Raw genomic sequence first — 22,457 nt, 5'->3', positions numbered from 1 at the left:
GAAAGGAATGATAACTATGAGGTATATAGTTAAACCGCAAAATATTATGACATCTTCATACTGCTATTGCTCAAGATGTAGTACAGAATGTGATTCAAGATGTGACTATTATGTACCATAAAATGTTAATAAAATATTAAACACAATATTAAAGAGGTGAATATAGTGAAAAAATCTAGATATAATCATATTTGGGATTTAGAAAATGGTAAAAAGATAGCGTTTAACTCTCTAAGTTGTGGACTTGCAGAGATAGATAATGAGTTTTTAGAAGTTTTAGAAAATATAGATAAGATAGATTATGATAAATTAGAAGGACAAGAAAAAGAACTTATAGACAATATGCTCTTAGGGAATTTCATAATACAAGATTATGTAGATGAGTTCAAACTTATAAAATTTAGACATTATCAAGGAAAATTTTCTACTAATTCATTAGGGTTGACAATAGCACCAACTTTAAATTGTAACTTTAAGTGTCCTTATTGTTATGAAACACCAAATACTCATATGATGGATGAAACTATTAAAGAAGCTATAATTAGATATGTAAAGCAAATGTCAAAAAGTATAAATCAATTGCAAATTACATGGTATGGTGGAGAACCAATTATAGCTAAAGATATTATATTCGATTTATCTGAAAAGCTAATAAAAATTTGTGAAGAGAATAACTGTACATATGGTGCATTCATAGTTACTAATGGTTATCTTTTAAATGATGAGATAATATCTAAATTAAAAGAATATAAAATACATGGAGCTCAAGTTACATTAGATGGACCTCCAACTATTCATAATAAAAGAAGAATTTTAAAAAACGGTGAAAACACATTTGATAAGATTTTAGAAAATATTAAGAAGCTTAAAGAACAAAGTATAAGAGTTAGTATAAGAATCAATATAGATAAAGAAAATGAAAGCTATGTTGAAGAACTGTTAGATATATTAAAGGACAATGGATTAAATGATTTAGATATATCACTTGGACATGTAACTGATTATACAGATGCATGTAAATCAATTTCTGGATCATGCTTATCAAATGAGGAATATGCTAATTTAAGTTTGGAATATCAAAAAATTCTTCATAATAAGAATTTTGCAGCTAATTCTTATCCATATTATCCAGGAATAAAAGCTAACTATTGTTGTGCAGATCAAATAAATTCTTTTGTAATAGATTCTAAAGGATATATGTATAAATGTTGGAATAACGTAGGTGATACAACAAAGTCTGTTGGAAATATAACTGAATTAGATAAAAATATTGATAAAATAATGATGTCTAATAATATTGATTGGATGACTACAACACCTTTTGAATATCAAGAATGTATTGATTGTGATATACTACCTATATGTATGGGTGGATGTCCTTATAACCTTAAGAGAGAAGGTACTCCACAATGTGAAAAATGGAGATATAATTTAGATGAAATATTAAAGTATACATATGAATATAAAGAAAGTGAAGAGAATTTAGAAGAAGGATCTTTATGTGGAATATAGAGTAAAAAAGAACAATCTACAAAAAGGACGAGATCTAATATGAAATTTAATTTTTTCTTTAAAACTCTATTTATATTAATAATGTCTCTAACATTGATAGGATGTACTGGTAAGCGTATGAGAGAAGAAAAGAAAGAATATCTATCTGAAAAAACAATTAAAATAAAAGATAAAACTAATTTAAAATTAGATATAGATATAGGAAATGTAAGTGTAATTAAAAGTAATAGTGATAATCTAGAGATTAAAGTAAAGAGGGTATTAAGAAGTAAGGATAAAAATAAAATAGATAAAGTATTTGAAAAATTAAAATATAGTATAAATACTTCAAATGATAATATAGAAATAATATTTGATAGGATAGGAAAACTATCAGATATAAATATTGATAGTGAGGTAATATTAAAACTTCCTTCTAAGCTAGATAAAATAGACATAAAAGCTGATGTAGGAGAAATTTATTTATCCCAAGATATATCTGAAGGAAGACTTCTAACTAGTGTTGGAAATATTAATATAGAAACTGATATTGAAAAAATTGTAGCCGAAACTAGCACAGGTAATATTATAGCTAAATTTAAAAATATAAGTACTGACGGTTATTATAAGTTTAAGAATGGAGTTGGAAATGTAGATATTAAGTTACCTAAAGGTTCAGTAATAAATTTAGAGGAACATGAAAAAATTGAATCTGAAAAGTCCATGTTTCAAAAAGTGGAAATAAAAGATATAAACTTAGATCCTTTAGGAGCAAAGTTCGATATTAACTTAGACTCAGTTGGAAATATTTCTATAAAAGGAGTTTAAGATATATTTTAACTATACTTCTGTGTAATTGAATTTTAACTTTATACATATAAAATGAGAGTGTAAAATAGTCTGTACTCCCTTCATTCTGATAATTTATTATATCATCTTCTGAAGTTTACACAGGCTATTTTACACTCTCGAATAAAAAGTTGTTTCGCTATTCTCATCTAGTAACTTGCTATAGATTCGTTGTGGCACATGGTCACTTAATTTGTTTTACACTTATAAACATAGGAAATCTTAGCAATCAATAAGTCTACTGTAGTTTTTTAAACAACCTTTAAATGCCGTACAAGCTCCATAATGAAGTTATTTTATAGCCACTAATTTTTTTGATTATTACTGAATAAATCTTTTATTTGCTTTTTATTTTTCTTGTTTTACTTTATGATACATAATAAACATTAGTATATATAAAGTTAATAATGTACCAAATATGAATATATTTAATTGAATCTGTCCATAAATAACTGAATATAAATTATGTGAAATTCTCAACAAAATTTGTGGAATTTGCAATAATATTATTTCAATTAAACCTATAATTAACGATACTATATGAAAACTCTCTTTTTTTATGAAAAAATTAAATATAAATAACGCAAACATAACAAAATAAACTAGAATAAAAACTATAAATTGAAATTTATTAATATTAAATCTAATTATTTGATCTTTTAACGAAAAATTATATAACATAGTTATCAGCAATAAAAAAGGATAAACAATAAGAAATATATTATTAAGTATTTTTTTCATAATTATTAGCACCTCTAAAAATTTTAAGAATATGTGAATTCTACGCTAATTGTATGTGTTGCAGTCATTCCATGTACACGAGCTATAGCACTACTCCAAGCTCTTGGACTAGCATCTCCCCAAAATCTATCGTTAAATCCCCATCCAGTTGTATATGAGAAAGTATCTGATGTTGGGTTTTTCTTCATGCTTTTACCAGTAAGAAAACCAGAATGTGCGCCAACCTCTCTATTTGTCAAATAATATAAACTAGAACTTGGAGTCCAACTACCATACACTCTATTTAATCTAACTTGTTCATTATTTCCACTTACGTCATAATCAACATATAATTTAGCAGTTACACCTCCTGAAGTTTTTGAACCTCCTGCAGTATCAAAAGGAGTAATACCTGTAGAATTTGGGTCTTCTATTGGAACAAAAACATCATAACCTACTGTTAATGATTCATTATTAGATCTAATTGAATTAACTTTCATGTTATTTTTTGTTTCTATTGGATTTAAAACAGTAGTTTCTCCAGTTTCATTATTTGTAACAGTAATTTTAACTTGACTGCTGTTCAGCATTGCATCATTCACTAAGTTATCACTTGCATAACTATTACCTAGTATTAATAATACCAAAGAAAACGTTAAAGAAATAGAAGTAAGTAATTTTAAAAACTTTTTCATAAAAATCAACCCTTTCTTATTAATATATTTAACTACACATTACCATATAATGGTTGAAAATAAAAGGAATATTCTGAAAATAAATACAATTATGATATATCTGACATATTAGAGTACGTTTCAGATAAAAAATAAATGAGTAAGAATAAATATCTTACTCATTTAAATAAAAGTTTTTTAACGTTATACCATAAAAATGTTAAGCTATGTTAGGTTCAAAAATTTTCTCTAATGATTAATTCTCAAATACATTTATCAAAAATACAATAGTTTGTAGCGTTATTTATAAGTTCTTTAAATAAATTATCGTAAATAACAAATATTAATACATATTAAAAAATATAAACACTAGTGTTTATATTTTAGATTAAATTACCATTGACATTTTATACTTTTTATTTTCAATAACAAGAAGCTAGTGTTATTGATGTTTAGGAATATTATTCCATTAAAATTACTTACACTTTATCTGTTTTTAAATAGACTATGGTTATTTATAGTTTTAAATATGATTATGTCCATCTAACCATAATGACCAATTAAATGATTTCATTTATTGTTAGGATAAATATTTGAAAGTTTATATTGTTGTTATAGTTAGACAAAGACTTTAGGCTAACACCTTGAATTAGTTCTCTTAAGCCTGAGTCAGATTGCATAAAATTCTGAACATCTCTTAAACTATCTAATTTAGTTATACAAAAGTACTTCTTTTAAGAAAACTAATCTGAATAAACTTTTACCTTATGATAAAATATATTTATCTTATAAACAATGGTAATAGTTTTAATACATTTTAAATTATAGGGTAAAAATTGTATATTCATAAGATAAATCCAACTAAAGTTAACTTGAATAGAACTTACTTTTTAGTTAAGTTTAATTTATGAGTAACTATAACGAGGTGATAGATTTGAAATTAAGATATATTCTTGGAAGGTCAGGTGTCGGGAAAACTCATAGGGTACTTCAAGAAATTAAATATAGATTAGAAGAAAATGATACTAATAAGCTTATTTTACTTGTTCCAGAACAATTTACATTACAAGCAGAAGCAGACTTAATATCTAAAATGAATTTAGATGGTATTATGCGTGTAGAAGTATTAAGCTTTCAAAGACTCGGATATAAAGTACTAAATGAGGTAGGAGGAATAAAGAAAAGTACTATAAATGAACTAGGAAAGATAATGATACTAAGAAAGCTATTTGAAGAAAACTCAGGAAATTTAAGTGTATTTAAAAAAGGGTTTAATCAGGAAGGATTTTTAAAGAACTTTTGTAGTTTAATATCTGAATTTAAAAGAAATAGTGTATCTATAGAAATTTTACAAGGAAGAATAGATTCATTTGAAAGAGATAATATGTTGAAGAAAAAACTGCAAGATATCACTCTTATATATGAAAAATTTAATGAATACTTAGATGGTAGATATACAGATGAAGATGATAAGTTGAATTTAGTTATAGAAAAACTAGAAATTTCTAAGTATTTTGAAGATGCTGAAATATGGATAGATGGATTTGGTACGTTTTCATCACAAGAATATAAAATATTAGAGAAACTTTTCTTAAAAGCTAGGAAAGTTAATATATCTCTTACATTAGATGTGAATGATAAATCTAAAGATTATGATTTGTTTGAGCCTACATTAGATACATATAGAAGAATAAGAAAGTTAGCTAGTGAGAATAACATAGAAGAGACGAAGACGGTAGTTGAAAAGGACTATAATGGTAAAAGTGATGAATTGATTCATTTAGAAAGTGAATTTTTTTCATATCCATATAAAAGATATAAGAAAGAAGTAGAACATTTAAGAATATTTTCGGGATTAAATCAATATACGGAAATAGAAAATGTAGCAATAGATATAATATCTCTTGTAAGGGATAAAGAATATAGATGGAGAGATATATCTGTAGTCTGTAATTCTTTAGATATGTATAGCCCAACTATAAAGAGAGTATTCAGTGAATATGGAATACCACACTTTTTAGACGAAAAAAGAAGTATAATGAGTAACTGTATAATAAAGTTTTTAGTATCTTCTTTAGAAGTAGTATCCAGAAACTTTAGATATGAGGACATATTTAAATGTGTAAAAACAGGTTTAAGCGACTTGACTAAAGAAGAATATGAAAAGTTAGAAAACTATGTATTGGAGTACGGAATAAAAGGAAATACATGGCTAGAAGAGTTTAAATATGGTGATGAAAAAGAAGAAATAAATGAAATAAAAAATAAATTTATAGCTCCATTTGTGAATTTGAAAAATAAACTAAAAAGTAAGAATAAAATAATAGACTTAACTAGGTATGTTTTCGAATTTTTAACTGAAATGAATATAGAAAATAAAATTAATGATTTAATAGAGACACAAAAATTAAAAGGAAATTTAGAATATGTAAATGAAAACACACAAATATGGAATACAATAATGGAAGTATTTGATCAGCTAGTAGAGATACTAAAGGATAGTAATATAAGCTTAAAAGAATATATAAAGATATTAGAATCAGGGCTAAATAATTATGAAATAGGTATAATTCCACCTACTATGGATCAAGTTCTAATAGGTAACTTAGAAAGATCAAGAAGTCAAGATATAAAGGCCCTATTTGTAGTTGGAGTAAATGACGGAATATTACCTTCAGGATTTAGTGATGGTGGAATTATATTAGATGATGAAAAAGTAATTATGAAAGAATCTGGAATAGAGATATATTCAGATAATCAAACTAAAGTAAAAGAAGAAAGATTTTCTATATACTCTGCATTTACTAAGCCTAGTAAGTACTTATACATAAGTTATGCATTAGGAGATCTAGAAGGGAGAGCATTGAGACCTTCTACTTTAATAGATAGATTTAAAAAGATATATAATATAAAAATAGAGAGTGACGTAGTAAAAACTAGTGAGAATAATTTAAAGTTAATATCTAGACCAAATCCAACTTTTAAATATTTAGCTGAAAATATAAGGGAAAATCTAGATGGTAATCCTATAGATGATATATGGTGGGATGTATATAATTGGTACTATAATAATAAAGATTGGAATGAAAAGCGAAAATTAGTAATAGATGGACTATTTCACTCTAATCAAGAAGAAAATATAGGTGAATATTCTAATAGTTTATATGATTTACCTTTCAGATCAAGTATATCTAGACTAGAAGCTTTTGCGAACTGTCCTTTTTCTCATTTTATAAATTATGGATTAAAGCCAAAAGAAAGAAAAGAATATTCTTTAAAAATGCCAGATGTAGGTACTCTTTTTCATAATTCTATAGAAGAATTTTCTAAAGAGCTAACATTGGAAAATTTAAATTGGAGTGAAATAGATAAAGCTAAATCGGACGAACTAGTGGAAAAAGTGCTAGATAAAATGATAGATGATTTTCAAAATGGTGTACTTTTAAGTACTAATAGATATAAATACTTAGTTAATAAATTAAAAAGAGTAAGTAAAAGAGCATTATGGGTACTTACAGAACATTTAAAAAATGGAGAGTTTATTCCTCTACAACATGAGCTTATATTTGGAGAAAGTAAGGAGAGTAAAATACCACCAATAATAATAACTCTACCTAATGGAGAAGAAATAAAGCTAGAAGGAAGAATAGATAGAGTGGACATGCTAAATGGAGAAGATGGGAGCTTCATAAAAGTAATTGATTATAAATCTGGAAATAAAAGATTCAGCCTATCTGATGTATATTACGGATTACAAATCCAACTTATAGTTTATATGGATGCAGTATTAAGTAACAAAGATAAATTAGTAAAAAATGAAGTATATCCTGCAGGGGCATTTTATTTTAAAATAGATGATCCAATGGTACAAACCGATGAAGATAATATTCAAAATATAGAGGATGAAATACATAGAAAGTTAAAAATGGACGGATTGGTTTTAAAAGATATAAATGTTATAAAAGCTTTAGATAGTACAATAGATGCTGGTGTAACCTCTAAAATAATACCAGTGAGTTTGAAAAAAGATGGAGAACCTTCAAAGAGTTCTTCTGTATTTGAAAAAGAAGATCTAGACAATTTAATAAATCATGTAAAAAATCTAATAGGAGAAATAGCTACACAAATTTTAAAAGGAAAAATTAAAATAGAGCCTTGTAAAAATGGAGATAAAATATCTTGTGAATATTGTCAATTTGACTCTATATGTCAATTTGATACTAGCTTTGAAGATAATGAATATAAACTTATAAAGAAATTAAAAAATGAAGAAGTACTAGAAAAAATAAAGGAAAAAAGGTAGTGATAATTATGCCGAAATGGACTGAAGCTCAAAGTGAAGCTATAAAAAATAGAGGATGTAATTTACTTGTATCTGCTGCTGCTGGTTCTGGTAAAACTGCCGTTTTAGTAGAAAGAATAATAAAACTTATAGTAGAAGATAAGATAGACATAGACAAGCTCCTTATAGTCACATTTACAAATGCAGCAGCAGGAGAAATGAGAGAAAGAATACTAAAGGCACTTACTGATGAAATAGAAAAAGAAGATAGTGATGAAAAGAATTTAAGAAGACAAATATCTCTTTTAAATAAAGCTTCTATAACTACATTACATTCATTCTGTATAAATGTAGTTAGAAAAAATTTTCACATAATAGGAATAGATCCTACCTTTAGAATAGGAGATACAACAGAAATAAAAATTATAATACAAGAGTCATTAGAAGAAATACTAGAAAATGAGTATGAAAAAGGAAACGAAGACTTTATAAGATTAATTGAAAGTTTTAGTGAAAATAAAAGTGATATAAAAATAGAAGAATTGATATTAAATATATATTTTTTCATACAAAGTCAACCTTATCCGTATAAGTGGCTTAAAGAAAGTATAGAAATGTTTGATATGGACAAAGAAAAATTAAGTGAAAGCTTATGGATAAAGACTATAAAAGAAGATATAAGTATAAGATTAGATGGGGCTAGAAATCTAATAGAAGAAGCTATAAGTATTTCAAGACAAGAAGGTGGACCAGAGCCTTACATAGAAGCACTTGAAGGAGATTTGTTAAATATAAAGCACTTAGAAAGTATTATAGAAGAATATATTTTAGGAAATCTAGATATAAATGATGTGAATATATCTCATCCAAAATTAAAATCAATATCTAAAAAAAGCAATGTAGAAGAAATATTGAAAAAAGAAGTTACAAGTTTAAGAGATGAGTATAAAAAGATAATAGACAATTTACTTAAAAAGAATATCTTAAGTAGAAGTTTAGATAGTTACTTAGAAGATATAAGAGACCTTTATCCTATAATGAAATATTTATATGAACTTGTACTTTCATTCGGGAATCTATATGGTGAGAAAAAATTAGAAAAAGGATTATTAGATTTTAATGATCTGGAACACTTCACTCTTAAAATATTAGAAAATGAAGAAGTTAGAGAAGAATTTAAAAAATGTTATGATTATATATTTATAGATGAATATCAAGATAGTAATATAGTTCAAGAAACTATTATAAATAGAATAAAACGTGATAATAACTTATTTTTCGTTGGAGATGTAAAACAAAGTATTTACAGATTTAGGTTAGCTGATCCATCATTATTTATAGATAAATATACGACTTACTCTAAAAATGGAGAAAGTATAAATAAAAGAATAGACCTTTCTCAAAACTTTAGAAGTAGAAAAGAAATACTTGATGGAGTGAACTTCATATTTAAAAATATAATGTCTAAATCAATTGGAGAGGTAGACTATACAGAAGATGCATTTCTTTATAATGGAGCTAAATATGAGAATATAGATGATTCATCTATAGAAGTAAACATAATAGAAAAAGATGGAGTAACTTTAAGTTTAGAAAGAGAAAAAGATATCTCAGAAGATGAAGACAGTGAAGGAAAAGGTAATGAAGTAGATAGAAATTTAGAAGAAATGTCAGATGCAGAGATAGAAGCTAAGATAATAGCATCCAAGATAAATAAGCTTTTAGGCAAAAAAACTTATGATGTAAAAGAAAAGAGATTTAAGGAAATAAGCTATAAGGACATAGTTATACTCTTTAGAGCAGCTAAAAACTGGGCAAATGTATTTAATGATGTATTTGCCAAAGAAGGAATACCAGTATATGTAGATGATAGCTCAGGATACTTTGATGTACTAGAAATAAAAATATTTTTAAATCTATTAAGTATTATAGATAATAAAAGACAAGACATTCCATTACTTAGTGTAATGAGATCTTCAATAGGAAACTTTACAACAGAAGAACTTATAAAAATAAGAATAAACTATAAAGATATGAGTTATCACGAAGCTATAGAAAACTATATAAAAGATAATGATGATGAGATAGGAGAAAAATTGTTAAATTTTTTAAATAAAATAGACTACTGGAATGAAGAAGCTAGATATTTAAGACTAGATGAATTCATATGGAAGCTTATGATAGACACAGGATACTACTATTATGTAGGAGCTATGCCAGGAGGATTACAGAGACAAGCTAATTTAAGGATATTAGTAGATAGAGCAAATCAATTTGAAAAAGCTTCTATAAATGGCCTTTTTAACTTTATAAGATTTGCAGATAAGCTTCAAAATGTAAAAGGAGAAATGGGAACAGCTAAAGTACTAGGAGAAAATGAAGATGTAGTTAGGATTATGACTATCCATAAAAGTAAAGGATTGGAATTTCCAGTAGTTATATGTGGAGGACTAGGAAAGGGATTTAACCTTCAGGAAATGAAACAAGACATATTACTCCATAAAGAATTAGGACTAGGACCTAAACATGTAGATATATTAAAACGTAGATATAGAGAAACACTTCCTCAAATAGCAATAAAAAATAAAAAGAAGATAGAGAATCTTTCTGAGGAAATGAGAGTACTTTATGTGGCTTTAACTAGGGCAAAAGATAAACTTATATTAGTTGGAAGTGTTAGAAATATAGAAAGACATGCTAAAAAGTGGTCAAAGAAAAATACGCTATATAACTTAATGAATAGCAAAAGTTATTTAGACTGGATATGTAATTGTCTATTTAAACATGTAGACGGAAAACCTTTAAGAGAAATGGCTAATTTAGACATAGAAGATATGTTAGATATAAAAGATGATTCTAAATGGAAAGTAAACTTTATAAGTAAGAGTGATATTACAGAAGAAAAAAATAAAGATAATGAATTAAAAAAAGAATATAGAAATAAACTTGAAAACTTTGAGCTTAAAAAGTCTACAGAATATAAAGAAGAAATAGAGAGAAGATTTAACTGGAATTATGAGCATGAGAACTCTATAAAAATACCATCTAAATTATCAGTTTCAGATATTAAAAAAGCTAACTTTAAAGATATAGATAACGTAATGTACAAGATACCTTCATTAGTGAAAATGCCACAATTTTTAGAAGGGAAAAAACCATTTACATCTGCTGAGAAAGGAACTATAATTCACTTTGTTATGCAACATATAGACTTAAGTAGAGAAATGAACTTAGAGTCTATAAAAATGCAAATAGAAAAAATGACTTTTGAGGAACTAATTACAGATGAAGAAGCAAAAGTAGTAGATACAAAAAAAGTATTAAATTTCTTTGAAAGTAATATAGGAAAAAGAATGTTAGCTTCAAAAAATATATATAGAGAAACTCCTTTTGTATATAGAAAAAATGCTTGTGAAGTAATAAAAGAACTAGAAAATTGTAATGAAGATGTCTATATACAAGGTATCGTGGACTGTTACTTTGAAGAAAATGGAGAGATAGTACTTGTTGATTATAAAACTGACTATATAGAAGAAGATCCTAGAAAACTGGTATCTAAATATAGAAGTCAACTAGAGTTATATAAAGAAGCTATAGAAAAAATAACAAAAAAGAATGTGAAAGAAAGTTTCATATATTCATTTAATTCAGATATAGAGGTGAAGGTAGATTGAGAATACTTCATACGTCGGATTGGCACTTAGGCAAATATTTAGAAGACTATAGTAGATTAGAGGAACAGGAAAAATTTATAGATGATTTAGTAAATATAGTTGAGGAAAAAGATATAGACTTAATTATAATTGCAGGGGATATTTATGATAATAGTAATCCCCCTGCAAAAGCTGAAAAACTCTTTTACAGAGGAATAAAAAGACTTTCAAATAACGGAGAAAGAATAGTTCTAGTAATAGGGGGAAACCATGATAATCCAGATAGACTCATATCATCTAAACCACTAGCTACAGAACAAGGAATAATTTTATTAGGAACACCTAAAAATACAGTAGAAGTAGGAAGTGTAGGAAATTATGAAATATTAGATTCAGGAGAAGGATATGTAGAAATTAAGATAAAGGATGAAAATATAGTTATATTAACTCTTCCTTATCCTAGTGAACAGAGATTAAATGAAATATTTCATAAAGGAAAAGATGAAGAAGAAATACAAAAAGAATATTCAGAAAAAGTAGGAGAAATACTAAGTGAACTCTCTAAGAAATTTAGGGAAGATACTATAAATATTTGTACAAGCCATATATTTGTATTAGGTGGAGAATCAACTGATTCTGAAAGACCTATTCAAATAGGAGGAGGCCTTACTGTAAATGGAGAAAAATTACCTCTAAATGCTCAATACATAGCATTAGGACACTTACATAAAAGTCAAAAAGTGAAGGGAAATAACAATGCATACTACTCAGGTTCACCAATACAATATAGTAAAAGTGAATGTAATCATAAGAAATATGTATATGTAGTAGATATAAAGCCTAAAGAAGAGCCAAATATAGAACTAGTAGAATTAAATATATATAAGCCTATAGAAGTTTGGAAATGTAATGGAGTGGAAGAAGCAATAATAAAATGTGAAGAAAATAAAGATAGAGAATTATGGGTCTATTTAGAAATAAAAACTGATAAAATAATAACTCAATCAGAGTTAAAAGAAATAAAAAGTATAAAACCAGATATCCTCACAATAACTCCTATAATAAAAGCTACAGAAATAGAAGAAGAATTAGAAAGTCTTGAAGAAAAAAGTATAGCAGAACTATTTAAAAACTTTTATTTAGAAAAAAGAAGCGTAGAACCTAGTGAAGAGTTTATGACTGTGTTTTCTGAGATAGTATTGGAAGAAGGTGAATAGATTGAGACCTATAAATCTTAAGATAAAGGGATTAAATAGCTTTTTACAAGAAGAAGAAATAGATTTTTCAAAGCTAGTGGAAAAAGGTTTGTTCGGAATATTTGGACCTACTGGTAGTGGAAAATCAACTATACTAGATGCTATTACATTGGCTATATATGGACAAGTAGCTAGAAAAAGCACATCTTATATAAATACAGAAACAGATAAACTCTATATTTCTTTTGAATTTAAAGCTGGGAATGGAAAGAACAGAAAAAAATATAAAATAGAAAGAAGTATAAAAAGAAAAAAAGATGGTGGAATAAGTACTGTTTTTGCAAAGCTAATAACTTATAATAATCTAGGTGAAGAAGAGAATATAGTAGAGAAAACTACAGAAGTTAGAAAAGAAATAGAAAATAATATTATAGGATTAAATTTCGAAGATTTTATAAAAACAGTAGTTCTTCCTCAAGGTAAATTTAGTGAATTTTTAACTTTAGCAGGCGCAGAAAGAAATAGAATGTTAGAAAGAATATTAGGATTAGAAGAGTACGGAGAAAAGCTAAGTCAAAAAATAAAAGTAAGAAAAGACTTAGTCAATGAAGAACTGAGAATATTAAATGGAGAGCTAAATAGATACGAAGGAGTATCAGTAGAGAATATTAAAATCTTAAAAGAAGAACAAAAAAACTTGTTAGAAGAAGAAGAAAAATTAAAACAGCAAATAACAATATTAAATGAAAAGTATGAAAAATACAAAAGAGTTTGGGAACTGCAGCAACAACTAGCTTTACATGAAGTTAAACATGAAAAACTAATAGAGAATAAAGAAAATATAGAAGATAAGAAAACTATTCTACAAAAAGGTAGAAATGCCTTAGCAGTTATTCCATACATACATAGTCTAGAAAAAAACAATAGAGATATATCAGAAAGTAAAAGATTATTAGAGAAATATAAAGAGTCACTGAGAGATTTGACCGTCCAAACTAAAAATAAAGAAGATGAATATAAAGTTTTTTATGACAAAAAGGAAAATGATATTCCATTATGTAGAGATAAAAAAAGAGAAGTAGAAGAAGCAATAAAACTAGAAGAAGAAAAAAATGATTTAGAAGCTGAAAGAAAAATATTAATGCAAAAACAAGAAAACACAAAGTCTAAAATAAATAGCTTATCACTTAAACTAGAAGAGATAAGGACAAATAAAAAACATATAGAATCTGAAATGCAGAAAAGAGAAGAATACATATCTAAAAGAACTATATCGTCAGAATATAGAACAAAGATTATAGAGGGATCTAGACTGGAAGAAAAGTATATTGAAATTTTAAAAGATATAAAAGAAAGTAGTATATCAAAAGAAAATATACTAGTCCAAATAGAAAATCTAGAAAAAGATAAAAGAATACTAGAAGAAGAACTGAGTAATAAAAATAATGAAATAAAGAAGTTAGATAGCAGAAAAAAAGAGCTTGAAAACTCTAAACCAGATAATAATGATATTATCTTTATCTTAAGAGAAAATATATTTGAAATTACTAATAAAATCAAAGAATGTAAAGAGATAAATTTAAAAGTAAATGACTTAAAAAACATAAAATTAGAATTAGATAAAAATATAAATGAAAATAATGAAAAGCTGAAAGTTTTAAATAAAGATTTGAAGTCTAAAGAGAATTCATTAGAAAGTCTAAAGAAAGATATAAAAGACTTAGAATATAAAAACTTAGCAAATATTCTTAGCAAAGAGCTGAAAGAAGGTAACGAATGTCCAGTTTGTGGATCAACTACACATCCTAAACTAGCAGACATAGTAGATAATAGTGAGATAGAAGAAAAGCAACAAATACAAGTAAGACTAGAAAAAGCGATAAACGATTTAAGAAATAATATAAACAAAATAGAGATAGAAGTATCTTCTCTTAAGAAAGATAGTGAAAATAAAGAATCAGAGATAAAAGAGCTTTCGAAAAGAATATTAGGATTAAATGAGGAAGAGTTAAAAAGAGAAAAAAATAGTTTGGAAGAAAGGCTTAAAAAGTCTCAAGCTTATTTGGAGAAGTGGAATACTGAAAATGAAAAAATAGAGAATGAGCTGAAGGTAAAAACAGAAGAGAAATATAAACTAGAAAATAAAGAGACCGGATATATAACTAAACTAGAAAATCATATAAAAAATAAAAATGAACTAGAAGAAAAGTTAAAAATATTAGAAGAAGAGCATGAAATCATATTAGATAAATATATAAAAATAAAAGAAGAATTGAGCTTGAAAAATATAAAAGAAAAACTAGAGGAAGTAACTAATATAGATAAAGAGTTAGAAAAAATAAATAAAACCTTGAGAGAACAAAAAGAAAATGTAAAGAAGTTAGAACAAGATAAAGATGAAACAGAGTTAAATATAAATAACTATAAAGATGAAATGGTCAAAATAGAACAGTCTATAAATTCAAAAGAAGAAATAGTACAAAGAAACAATAAAAAGATAGAAGAAGTATCAAAGGGGAAAGACTTAAAAGAATTAAAAGTAAAAATAGAAAGATATGTAGAGAATGTATTAAATAAAGAAAATCGATTAAAGTTAGAGTTAGAAGGATTACAAGATAAATTAAATAAATTAAAAGAAGAAATAAGTGGAGTAGAAAAGACTATATTTACACTAGAAAACAATTTAAAAGATATAGAAGAAAAACTAGAAGTAGCCCTTAGAGAGAATAACTTTAAAAATGTAGAGGAAGTAAAGGAAAATAGTATAGAAAGAATTAAACTAGAAGCGTTGGAAAAAGAAATAAAAGCCTATGAAGAAGAATTAAATATACTAACATCAAATATAGAAAAGATAAAAATTCAACTTGAAGGAAGAAAGATAACGAAAGAAGAATGGGAGAGTTTAGTTGAAAATAGAGAAGAGAAAAATAACTATAACAATGAGATACAAGAGAAAAAAGGACAAGTAAGAGAAAAGATAAATGAAATGAGTAAGAATTTAGACAGAGTTAAGGAAATTCAAAAAGAAATTAAAAAGTTAGAGACAAAGAATGATTCATTAGAAGAAATGTTTGATCTAACTAAAGGAAAAAAGTTTGTTGAATATATAAGTAGAAGTCATTTAAAGCTAATAGCTAAAATAGCAACATCAAAACTAAAAGAAATAACTAGAGAGAGATATGGATTAGAAATAAGTGAAGATAATAACTTCATAATAATAGATAACTATAATGGTGGAGTAAAAAGAGAATGTAACTCCTTATCTGGTGGAGAAACTTTCTTAGTATCACTATCTTTAGCATTAGCCCTTTCAACTAAAATACAACTAAAAGGAAATACATCTATAGAGTTCTTTTTCTTAGACGAAGGATTTGGAACACTAGATACAACAACCTTAGATGTAGCTATGACATCTCTAGAAAAACTTCATAGAGAGAAGTTAAGTGTTGGAATAATAAGTCATGTTGAAGAACTTAAGAATAGAGTACCAGTAAAACTATTAGTATCACCACCTATACCAGGGGTTTGTGGTAGTAGAGTTAAGGTGGAGTATAGTTAGAAGATGTTAACTATAGATTTTAGCATCACTAAGCTAATTCATTATGTCAGTTATAAAAGATTAAAAAATACTCTATTGTTTTAGGTTATAGATATTATATACTATCAACTTAAAGAACTAAATGATAGTTACATTCTTAAATAGAGGGGGAAATCATGAATATAGATTTTGAATCAGAATTAATTAATAATTTTAAGACAAGGAATATAGAATTAACATTTTTTGAAACGTTAGAAGAGACTAAGAATAAAATTATTGAACTAATACCTAAAAAATCTACAGTTGGTATTGGAAATTCTAAAACGCTAAAGGATATGAATATATCTCAGGTTTTGAATGAAAGAGGGAACATTGTATTTGATAAAACATTAGCAAAAAATAAAGAAGAGAGTAAAGCGATGAAGAAAAAATCTTTATTGTCTGATTGGTTTATAACAGGGACAAATGCTATTTCAAAAGATGGACATATAGTAAATATAGATCTAGTGGTAATAGATTAGCAGCAATGATTTATGGGCCAGACAATGTAATTATTGTTGTCGGTAAAAATAAGGTATGTAATACATTGGATGAAGCGATTCAAAGAGCAAAGAATATTTCGGCACTCCTTAATGCGAAAAGAGCTGGATATAATCCTCCGTGTGTAGAATTAAGCAAGTGTGTAGATTGTAAAACTGATCAAAGAGTATGTTTTAATTTAGTTATTTTAGAAGGTCAATATGTAAAAAATAGAATGAAGATATTTTTGATAAGAGAAGATTTAGGATTTTAATATAAATTAACTAATTTACTTATGATATAACATATTTAAGTTAATATGTAAGATGCATATAAGGGATTCAAAAAATCTCTATAGAATTCACAACATACTGGACAAGCATATAAATAGATTATCTGATATCTAGAAAAGGAAGTGAATGCAAATGAAAATATATGAATTTGATGCTGTAATAAAAAAACATGATTCTATAGATGCTACTTTTGTTGAGTTTCCTTATGATGTGGAAAAAGAATTCGGGATAAAAGGACAGGTAAAAGTTAAAGCCATTTTTGATGATTATGAATATAGAGGGTCATTAGTAAAAATGGGACATCATTGTCATTGTATTGGAATAACTCAAAAAATAAGAAAAGAAATTAATAAACAGGATGGGGATTTAGTACATGTTGCTATTACAAAAGATGATGATCCACGAATTGTTGAAATACCTGAAGATTTTAAGATAGAACTTGAGGAAAATGTAGAAGCAAAAAATATTTTTGATAGTTTATCTTATAGCAATCAAAAAAAGTTTACTGAATGGATTACAAATGCAAAGAAAATAGAAACAAGAGATAAGAGACTTAAAAAAACTATATCGATGTTGTTAGAGGGAACAAAGCATCCTTAAGTATTTATGAGACTTAATTTATATATACTCTTATTAGATTAATTGTACTAAATCAAAAATTCAAAGAAAAGAATAACAGTTAATGTCAAACTATATTTCAAATATGGAAGATTATTGGAGTAATAGATTTATCAAAGAAGATCACATATGGGGAGAAAAGGCTAGTAAAACTGCTTTTTATGCACTAAATTTATTTGATAAAAGAAATATTAAAGATATTCTGGTTCCAGGCTCAGGATATGGGCGTAATACAAAACTATTTTCTTCAAATAATTACAATGTTGTAGGTATAGAAATATCAAAGAAAGCCTTTGATTTAGCTAAAGAATTTGATCCAAATACAACATTCTATAAAGGTAATATTATGGATATATCTAATAAAGATAAATTGTATGATGCGATATATTGTTTTAATGTAATACATTTATTTAGAGAAAAGAATAGAGAAATATTTTTAGAAAACTGTTCTAATAAATTGAAAGATAGAGGATATATATTTCTTACTGCTTTTTCTGAGAAAGAAAAAAGTTTTGGTAAAGGTAAAGAAGTTGAAAAAAATACAGTTGAAAGTAAACCAGGAAGACCTGTCCATTATTATGAAGAAGATGATTTAGTTAATCAGTTTAAGACTTTTAATATAATTGAAACTGGAATAATAGAAGACCCTGAAGACCATGGTGAAGGACCTCATACTCATATTTTAAGATATATTTTTGCACAGAAATAGTTATTAAATATTAACGATCTAACATAAAAAGAAGAAAAAATCAGATGTGTAAAAAACTCAAGGAGGAAGAAAATAGATGAAGGAAGGAATAAAATACAAGGAATTAGGAAACTGGAGAATGTTTATTCAGCTAATGAAAGAAACAAATCCATCTAAGTTAACACTAATAGTTGCACTATGTATGAGTGTAATAACAACAGGAATAGGATTTACTGTTCCGTTATTTACAAAGAAATTAGTAGATGGATTTTCATTGGATGCATTGAATCACTTGCAAATTATTATGTTAGTAGTTGCGTTTGTATTACAGGCAATAGCAAGTGGGCTTTCAATCTATCTATTGAATCGTATTGGACATAATGTAGTAGCAAATTTAAGAGATATGTTATGGAAAAAAATAATTCATTTACCGATACATTATTACGATAAGTACGAAACAGGAGAAACATTAAGTCGTGTAATAAATGATACAGCAGTTGTAAAAGAGTTAATTACAGAATATTTAGCAAACTGTTTAGCTGGTGTAATTTCAATTATTGGTTCAGTTATAATTTTATTATTTCTTGATTGGAAGATGACGTTAGTAATGCTTATTGCAATACCACTTTCAATGGTTGTTCTAACGTTATTAGGAAAAAAGATGTTTAATATTTCTAAAGGAATGCAAGAGGAAACTGCACGATTTACCTCAGTTCTTAATCAAGTACTACCAGAAATTCGTTTAGTAAAAGCATCAAATGCAGAGGAAATTGAATATGATAGGGGAAAAACTGGCATTACAAATATTTTTAAATTTGGTTTGAAGGAAGCAAAAGTTCAAGCTCTAATTACGCCAATGATTTCTTTTATTTTAATGATAATACTTGTGGCTATTGTTGGATATGGAGGAGTACGTGTATCTTCAGGTGCATTAACAGCAGGTGATATGGTTGCATTTATCTTGTATCTAATTCAAATAATTATGCCAATGGCTCAGCTAACAGTATTTTTTACACAATTACAAAAAGCAATGGGTGCAACAGAACGTATTACTACGGTTCTAGAACATGAAGTAGAAGACTTACATGTGGGAAAAAAATTAAAGGAAATAAATGAAACCATAACAGTAGAAAACGTTGACTTTGCTTATGAGGAAGAAAAAGTTTTATCTAATATGAACTTTACTATTGAACATGGAAAAGTAACCGCAATTGTTGGACCTAGTGGCGGAGGTAAGACAACTATGTTCTCTCTTCTTGAACGATATTATAAACCAACGAATGGAGTTATTAAGCTTGGAAATACACCAATTGATGAATTTACATTAGAATCTTGGAGAAGTAATATGGGCTATGTTGCACAAGAAAGTACGCTTATTTATGGAACAATTCGTGACAATATTTGTTACGGAATAGATAAAGATGTTAGTGACGAAGAGTTAGAAAGGGTAACAAAAATGGCATATGCTTATAATTTCATTAGTGAATTTCCAAATAAATTTGATACAGAAGTAGGAGAAAGAGGAATTAAGTTATCAGGTGGACAGCGTCAAAGAATTGCTATTGCACGTGCATTACTACGTGATCCACAAATTTTGATGCTTGATGAAGCAACATCAAGTCTTGATAGTAAATCAGAAATTTATGTACAAAAGGCACTTGATAACTTAATGAAAGGAAGAACAACACTTGTCATTGCTCATCGTCTTTCTACTGTTATAGATTCAGATAAGATATTATTTGTAGAGAAAGGCCATATTACTGGAAGTGGTACACATGAGGAATTATTTAAAACACATGATATGTACCGAGAATTTGCTACACAACAGTTACGAATTCAAGAATGTGAAAAAAGTGAGTTGTAGCTATGACGAAAATATTAGTTGTATATGATGGCCCACATATTAGAAAACTTATAAAAGTATTTTTACAAAACTAAGAAATAGAAGTAATTAAAGCGGTATGATATTTCTATATTATTACAACGAGTTAATTTAGAATCCATTTCATTTAAGATTAGTAGAAATTTTAAAACAAGTTTACATATTATTTTCTAATAAAGGCAAATATATATTTAAGTATCATTAGGAAAGGATGAGATATATGTACCAACCTAGTTATCTCAATTTATTAGAAAATGGTGAACTTGAAAAACGTGCTAATAAACTTAAAACAATGTTGGAAAATTGTGTCCTATGTCCACATCAATGTGAAGTCAATAGAATAAAAGGCGAGAGAGGTTATTGTAAAACTCTAGATAAGACTGTTGTCTCTGGAGCAGAAGCACATTTTGGTGAAGAAAATGAACTTGTTGGAAAATATGGATCAGGTACTATCTTTTTTTCTCATTGCAATTTAAAATGTGTATTTTGTCAAAACTATGAGATTAGTCACTGTGGTATTGGAGAAGAAGTTAGTGCTGAAGAATTAGCAGACATGATGTTATATCTTCAAAAAAGAAAATGTCATAATATAAATCTTGTTTCTCCAGGACATATTGTTGCACAAATTGTTGAGGCTATCTTTATAGCTGCAAAGAATGGATTAAATATACCTATTGTATACAATACTAATGGCTATGATCTAACAGACACTTTAAGATTTTTAGATGGTATTGTAGATATTTATATGCCTGATATAAAGTTTTCTGATGATAACACTGCACGAACATATCTAGGTGTAAAAAATTATTACTCTATAGCAAAAAATGCAGTAAAAGAAATGTATAGACAAGTTGGAAATTTAAAAGTTGATAATAATATAGCTTATAGTGGATTAATGATTCGTCATTTAGTTATGCCTGAGAATATTGCAGGAACAGAAAAAATTATGAAATTTATTGCAGAGGAAATATCCAAAGATACTTATGTAAATATTATGGCTCAGTATTATCCAATGCATAAGGCAAATGAATTTGAAGAATTAAAAAGGAGAATTACAAGAGAAGAATTTTTAAATGCAATTTCATCAGCTAAATCAGTAGGGTTAAAAAATATAAGATAAAAAATCTAGAAAATATTAAATATAAAAAAATAAGAGACTCTGAATCTAGAGTCTTTTTATTCTATTTACTTTCTATCATCCAAATCAGATCTAATTTCATGATTCAAGATTTCTTCAATTTTTCTTTCAATTCTACCTATATCAAGATTAGCTTCTTTTTTAATGCTTTTCCTAAGCATAGGTCCAATTTGTTCTACATCATCTAAAATATCTTGTAAAAGCTCTAATGCAGCAGTAGCTTCTAGTACTTCTTGAGGAATCTCAACAATATTGCCTATAATAGATGTTTCGGTACGAGAAGCAATAATAGGGTTAATCATTTCCTCAACATATACTTTTGTACGACGTCCAGGCCCTCTATCATCTTCTATAGGTTCTAAGGCAACAATTTTGTCAGATCTAACAAATTTACCATATCCTAAAGGAACAATAACATTTTCTCTTATTTCCATAATCATAATTCTCCTAACAAAATATTTATTATATGTATTTTCTGTTTATTCTCACTAAACTATACTTAAAAATAACCGTCAAATTCTGTTAGTTTATGTAGTTGAATCCAAAACCTTATATATAAAGTAAAGTTACTTATACAATTAAACACTTTAATTAGATTTAATAAAGACCAAAGTAATTATGGTAATTCTTATTACATAGTGCATGAATAGAGTATTATATTTTTTACAAATACTATAAGTACTAATGATCTAAAAGGAGAGAGTTAATTGAATTTTACTTGGCAATACATGTTTACTCCAGTATTACGCAATAGAGTTAATTTAGTTATTTTTATTATATATGCTTTGTTTATATTAGGAATAGCTATGTTAATAATGGTTAAAAGGCAAAGAAAGTGAAAAAAGTGAATATTATAAATTCAAATAAGGAAGTCTTATAGAAGAACTTCCTTAATTAAATACTTTGATTATATAAA

14 protein-coding genes and 1 pseudogene are annotated in these 22,457 nt (G+C 26.7%); 13 read left to right on the top strand and 2 right to left on the bottom strand.

All coding sequences use genetic code 11. The annotated features are described in order from the left end of the window. Nucleotides 1-7 precede the first annotated feature (7 nt). From CLPU_RS18180 to CLPU_RS04200, 3 genes are read left to right on the top strand one after another with little or no spacing between them, the layout of a single operon-like run. Nucleotides 8-121, top strand: a complete 114-nt coding sequence (locus tag CLPU_RS18180) for a Clo7bot family Cys-rich peptide (RefSeq protein WP_115840398.1) — start codon at nt 8-10, stop codon at nt 119-121. 44 nt (nt 122-165) lie between these two features. After that, nucleotides 166-1,512: a radical SAM/SPASM domain Clo7bot peptide maturase gene (ctpM, locus tag CLPU_RS04205; protein ID WP_050354401.1), complete on the top strand. Its 1,347-nt coding sequence runs from the start codon at nt 166-168 to the stop codon at nt 1,510-1,512. 39 nt (nt 1,513-1,551) lie between these two features. Beyond that, the gene (locus tag CLPU_RS04200) at nt 1,552-2,319 is read left to right on the top strand and encodes a DUF4097 family beta strand repeat-containing protein (RefSeq protein WP_050354400.1); all 768 of its coding nucleotides are present in this window, start codon (nt 1,552-1,554) and stop codon (nt 2,317-2,319) included. A gap of 785 nt (nt 2,320-3,104) precedes the next feature. Here the strand turns inward: CLPU_RS04200 and CLPU_RS04190 are convergent. Beyond that, complete coding sequence (locus tag CLPU_RS04190) at nt 3,105-3,755, bottom strand: hypothetical protein (protein WP_050354398.1); 651 nt, start codon at nt 3,753-3,755, stop codon at nt 3,105-3,107. A 913-nt stretch (nt 3,756-4,668) separates the two neighbouring features. On the opposite strand from CLPU_RS04190, the gene addB reads away from it, so the two are divergent. The 9 genes and pseudogenes from addB (at nt 4,669) to CLPU_RS04140 (ending at nt 21,523) form a co-directional block, all read left to right on the top strand. After that, the gene (gene addB / locus CLPU_RS04185; RefSeq protein ID WP_050354397.1) at nt 4,669-8,037 is read left to right on the top strand and encodes a helicase-exonuclease AddAB subunit AddB; all 3,369 of its coding nucleotides are present in this window, start codon (nt 4,669-4,671) and stop codon (nt 8,035-8,037) included. Between the two features lie 8 nt (nt 8,038-8,045). Beyond that, entirely contained in the window at nt 8,046-11,690 is a 3,645-nt protein-coding gene (gene addA / locus CLPU_RS04180; RefSeq protein WP_050354396.1) for a helicase-exonuclease AddAB subunit AddA, read from the top strand. After that, entirely contained in the window at nt 11,687-12,886 is a 1,200-nt protein-coding gene (locus CLPU_RS04175) for a metallophosphoesterase family protein (RefSeq protein WP_050354395.1), read from the top strand. Before addA ends, CLPU_RS04175 begins: the two co-directional genes overlap by 4 nt. Before the next feature lies 1 nt (nt 12,887). Next, nucleotides 12,888-16,424: an AAA family ATPase gene (locus tag CLPU_RS04170; protein WP_050354394.1), complete on the top strand. Its 3,537-nt coding sequence runs from the start codon at nt 12,888-12,890 to the stop codon at nt 16,422-16,424. 155 nt (nt 16,425-16,579) lie between these two features. Beyond that, a pseudogene (locus tag CLPU_RS17800) lies at nt 16,580-17,196 on the top strand (lactate utilization protein). 151 nt (nt 17,197-17,347) lie between these two features. Then, the gene (locus tag CLPU_RS04155; protein WP_050354391.1) at nt 17,348-17,815 is read left to right on the top strand and encodes a YdeI/OmpD-associated family protein; all 468 of its coding nucleotides are present in this window, start codon (nt 17,348-17,350) and stop codon (nt 17,813-17,815) included. Nucleotides 17,816-17,897: 82 nt separating this feature from the next. Next, complete coding sequence (locus tag CLPU_RS04150; RefSeq protein WP_082154065.1) at nt 17,898-18,542, top strand: class I SAM-dependent methyltransferase; 645 nt, start codon at nt 17,898-17,900, stop codon at nt 18,540-18,542. Between the two features lie 76 nt (nt 18,543-18,618). Then, the gene (locus CLPU_RS04145; protein WP_050354390.1) at nt 18,619-20,385 is read left to right on the top strand and encodes an ABC transporter ATP-binding protein; all 1,767 of its coding nucleotides are present in this window, start codon (nt 18,619-18,621) and stop codon (nt 20,383-20,385) included. A gap of 238 nt (nt 20,386-20,623) precedes the next feature. Then, nucleotides 20,624-21,523, top strand: a complete 900-nt coding sequence (locus CLPU_RS04140; protein ID WP_050354389.1) for a radical SAM protein — start codon at nt 20,624-20,626, stop codon at nt 21,521-21,523. Nucleotides 21,524-21,588: 65 nt separating this feature from the next. Here CLPU_RS04140 and CLPU_RS04135 read toward each other — a convergent pair whose 3' ends face one another. Continuing rightward, on the bottom strand, nt 21,589-21,975 hold the full coding sequence (locus tag CLPU_RS04135) for a hypothetical protein (protein ID WP_050354388.1): 387 nt from the start codon (nt 21,973-21,975) through the stop codon (nt 21,589-21,591). Between the two features lie 273 nt (nt 21,976-22,248). On the opposite strand from CLPU_RS04135, the gene CLPU_RS17970 reads away from it, so the two are divergent. Further along, nucleotides 22,249-22,380: a hypothetical protein gene (locus CLPU_RS17970; protein ID WP_268760445.1), complete on the top strand. Its 132-nt coding sequence runs from the start codon at nt 22,249-22,251 to the stop codon at nt 22,378-22,380. Nucleotides 22,381-22,457: the final 77 nt, after the last annotated feature.

Origin of the sequence: Gottschalkia purinilytica, assembly GCF_001190785.1 — a bacterium.
Taxonomy (GTDB): domain Bacteria; phylum Bacillota; class Clostridia; order Tissierellales; family Gottschalkiaceae; genus Gottschalkia_A; species Gottschalkia_A purinilytica.
Note: the sequence above shows the minus strand (reverse complement) of the source record. Positions and strands in the feature narration are given on the sequence as shown.

Coding starts and splice junctions, on each gene's coding strand:
- CLPU_RS04140 (WP_050354389.1), top strand. CDS start 20,624: ATGTACCAACCTAGTTATCTCAATTTATTAGAAAATGGTGAACTTGAA.
- CLPU_RS04135 (WP_050354388.1), bottom strand. CDS start 21,975: ATGGAAATAAGAGAAAATGTTATTGTTCCTTTAGGATATGGTAAATTT.
- addA (WP_050354396.1), top strand. CDS start 8,046: ATGCCGAAATGGACTGAAGCTCAAAGTGAAGCTATAAAAAATAGAGGA.
- CLPU_RS18180 (WP_115840398.1), top strand. CDS start 8: ATGATAACTATGAGGTATATAGTTAAACCGCAAAATATTATGACATCT.
- CLPU_RS04145 (WP_050354390.1), top strand. CDS start 18,619: ATGAAGGAAGGAATAAAATACAAGGAATTAGGAAACTGGAGAATGTTT.
- CLPU_RS04150 (WP_082154065.1), top strand. CDS start 17,898: ATGTCAAACTATATTTCAAATATGGAAGATTATTGGAGTAATAGATTT.
- CLPU_RS04155 (WP_050354391.1), top strand. CDS start 17,348: ATGAAAATATATGAATTTGATGCTGTAATAAAAAAACATGATTCTATA.
- CLPU_RS04200 (WP_050354400.1), top strand. CDS start 1,552: ATGAAATTTAATTTTTTCTTTAAAACTCTATTTATATTAATAATGTCT.
- CLPU_RS04190 (WP_050354398.1), bottom strand. CDS start 3,755: ATGAAAAAGTTTTTAAAATTACTTACTTCTATTTCTTTAACGTTTTCT.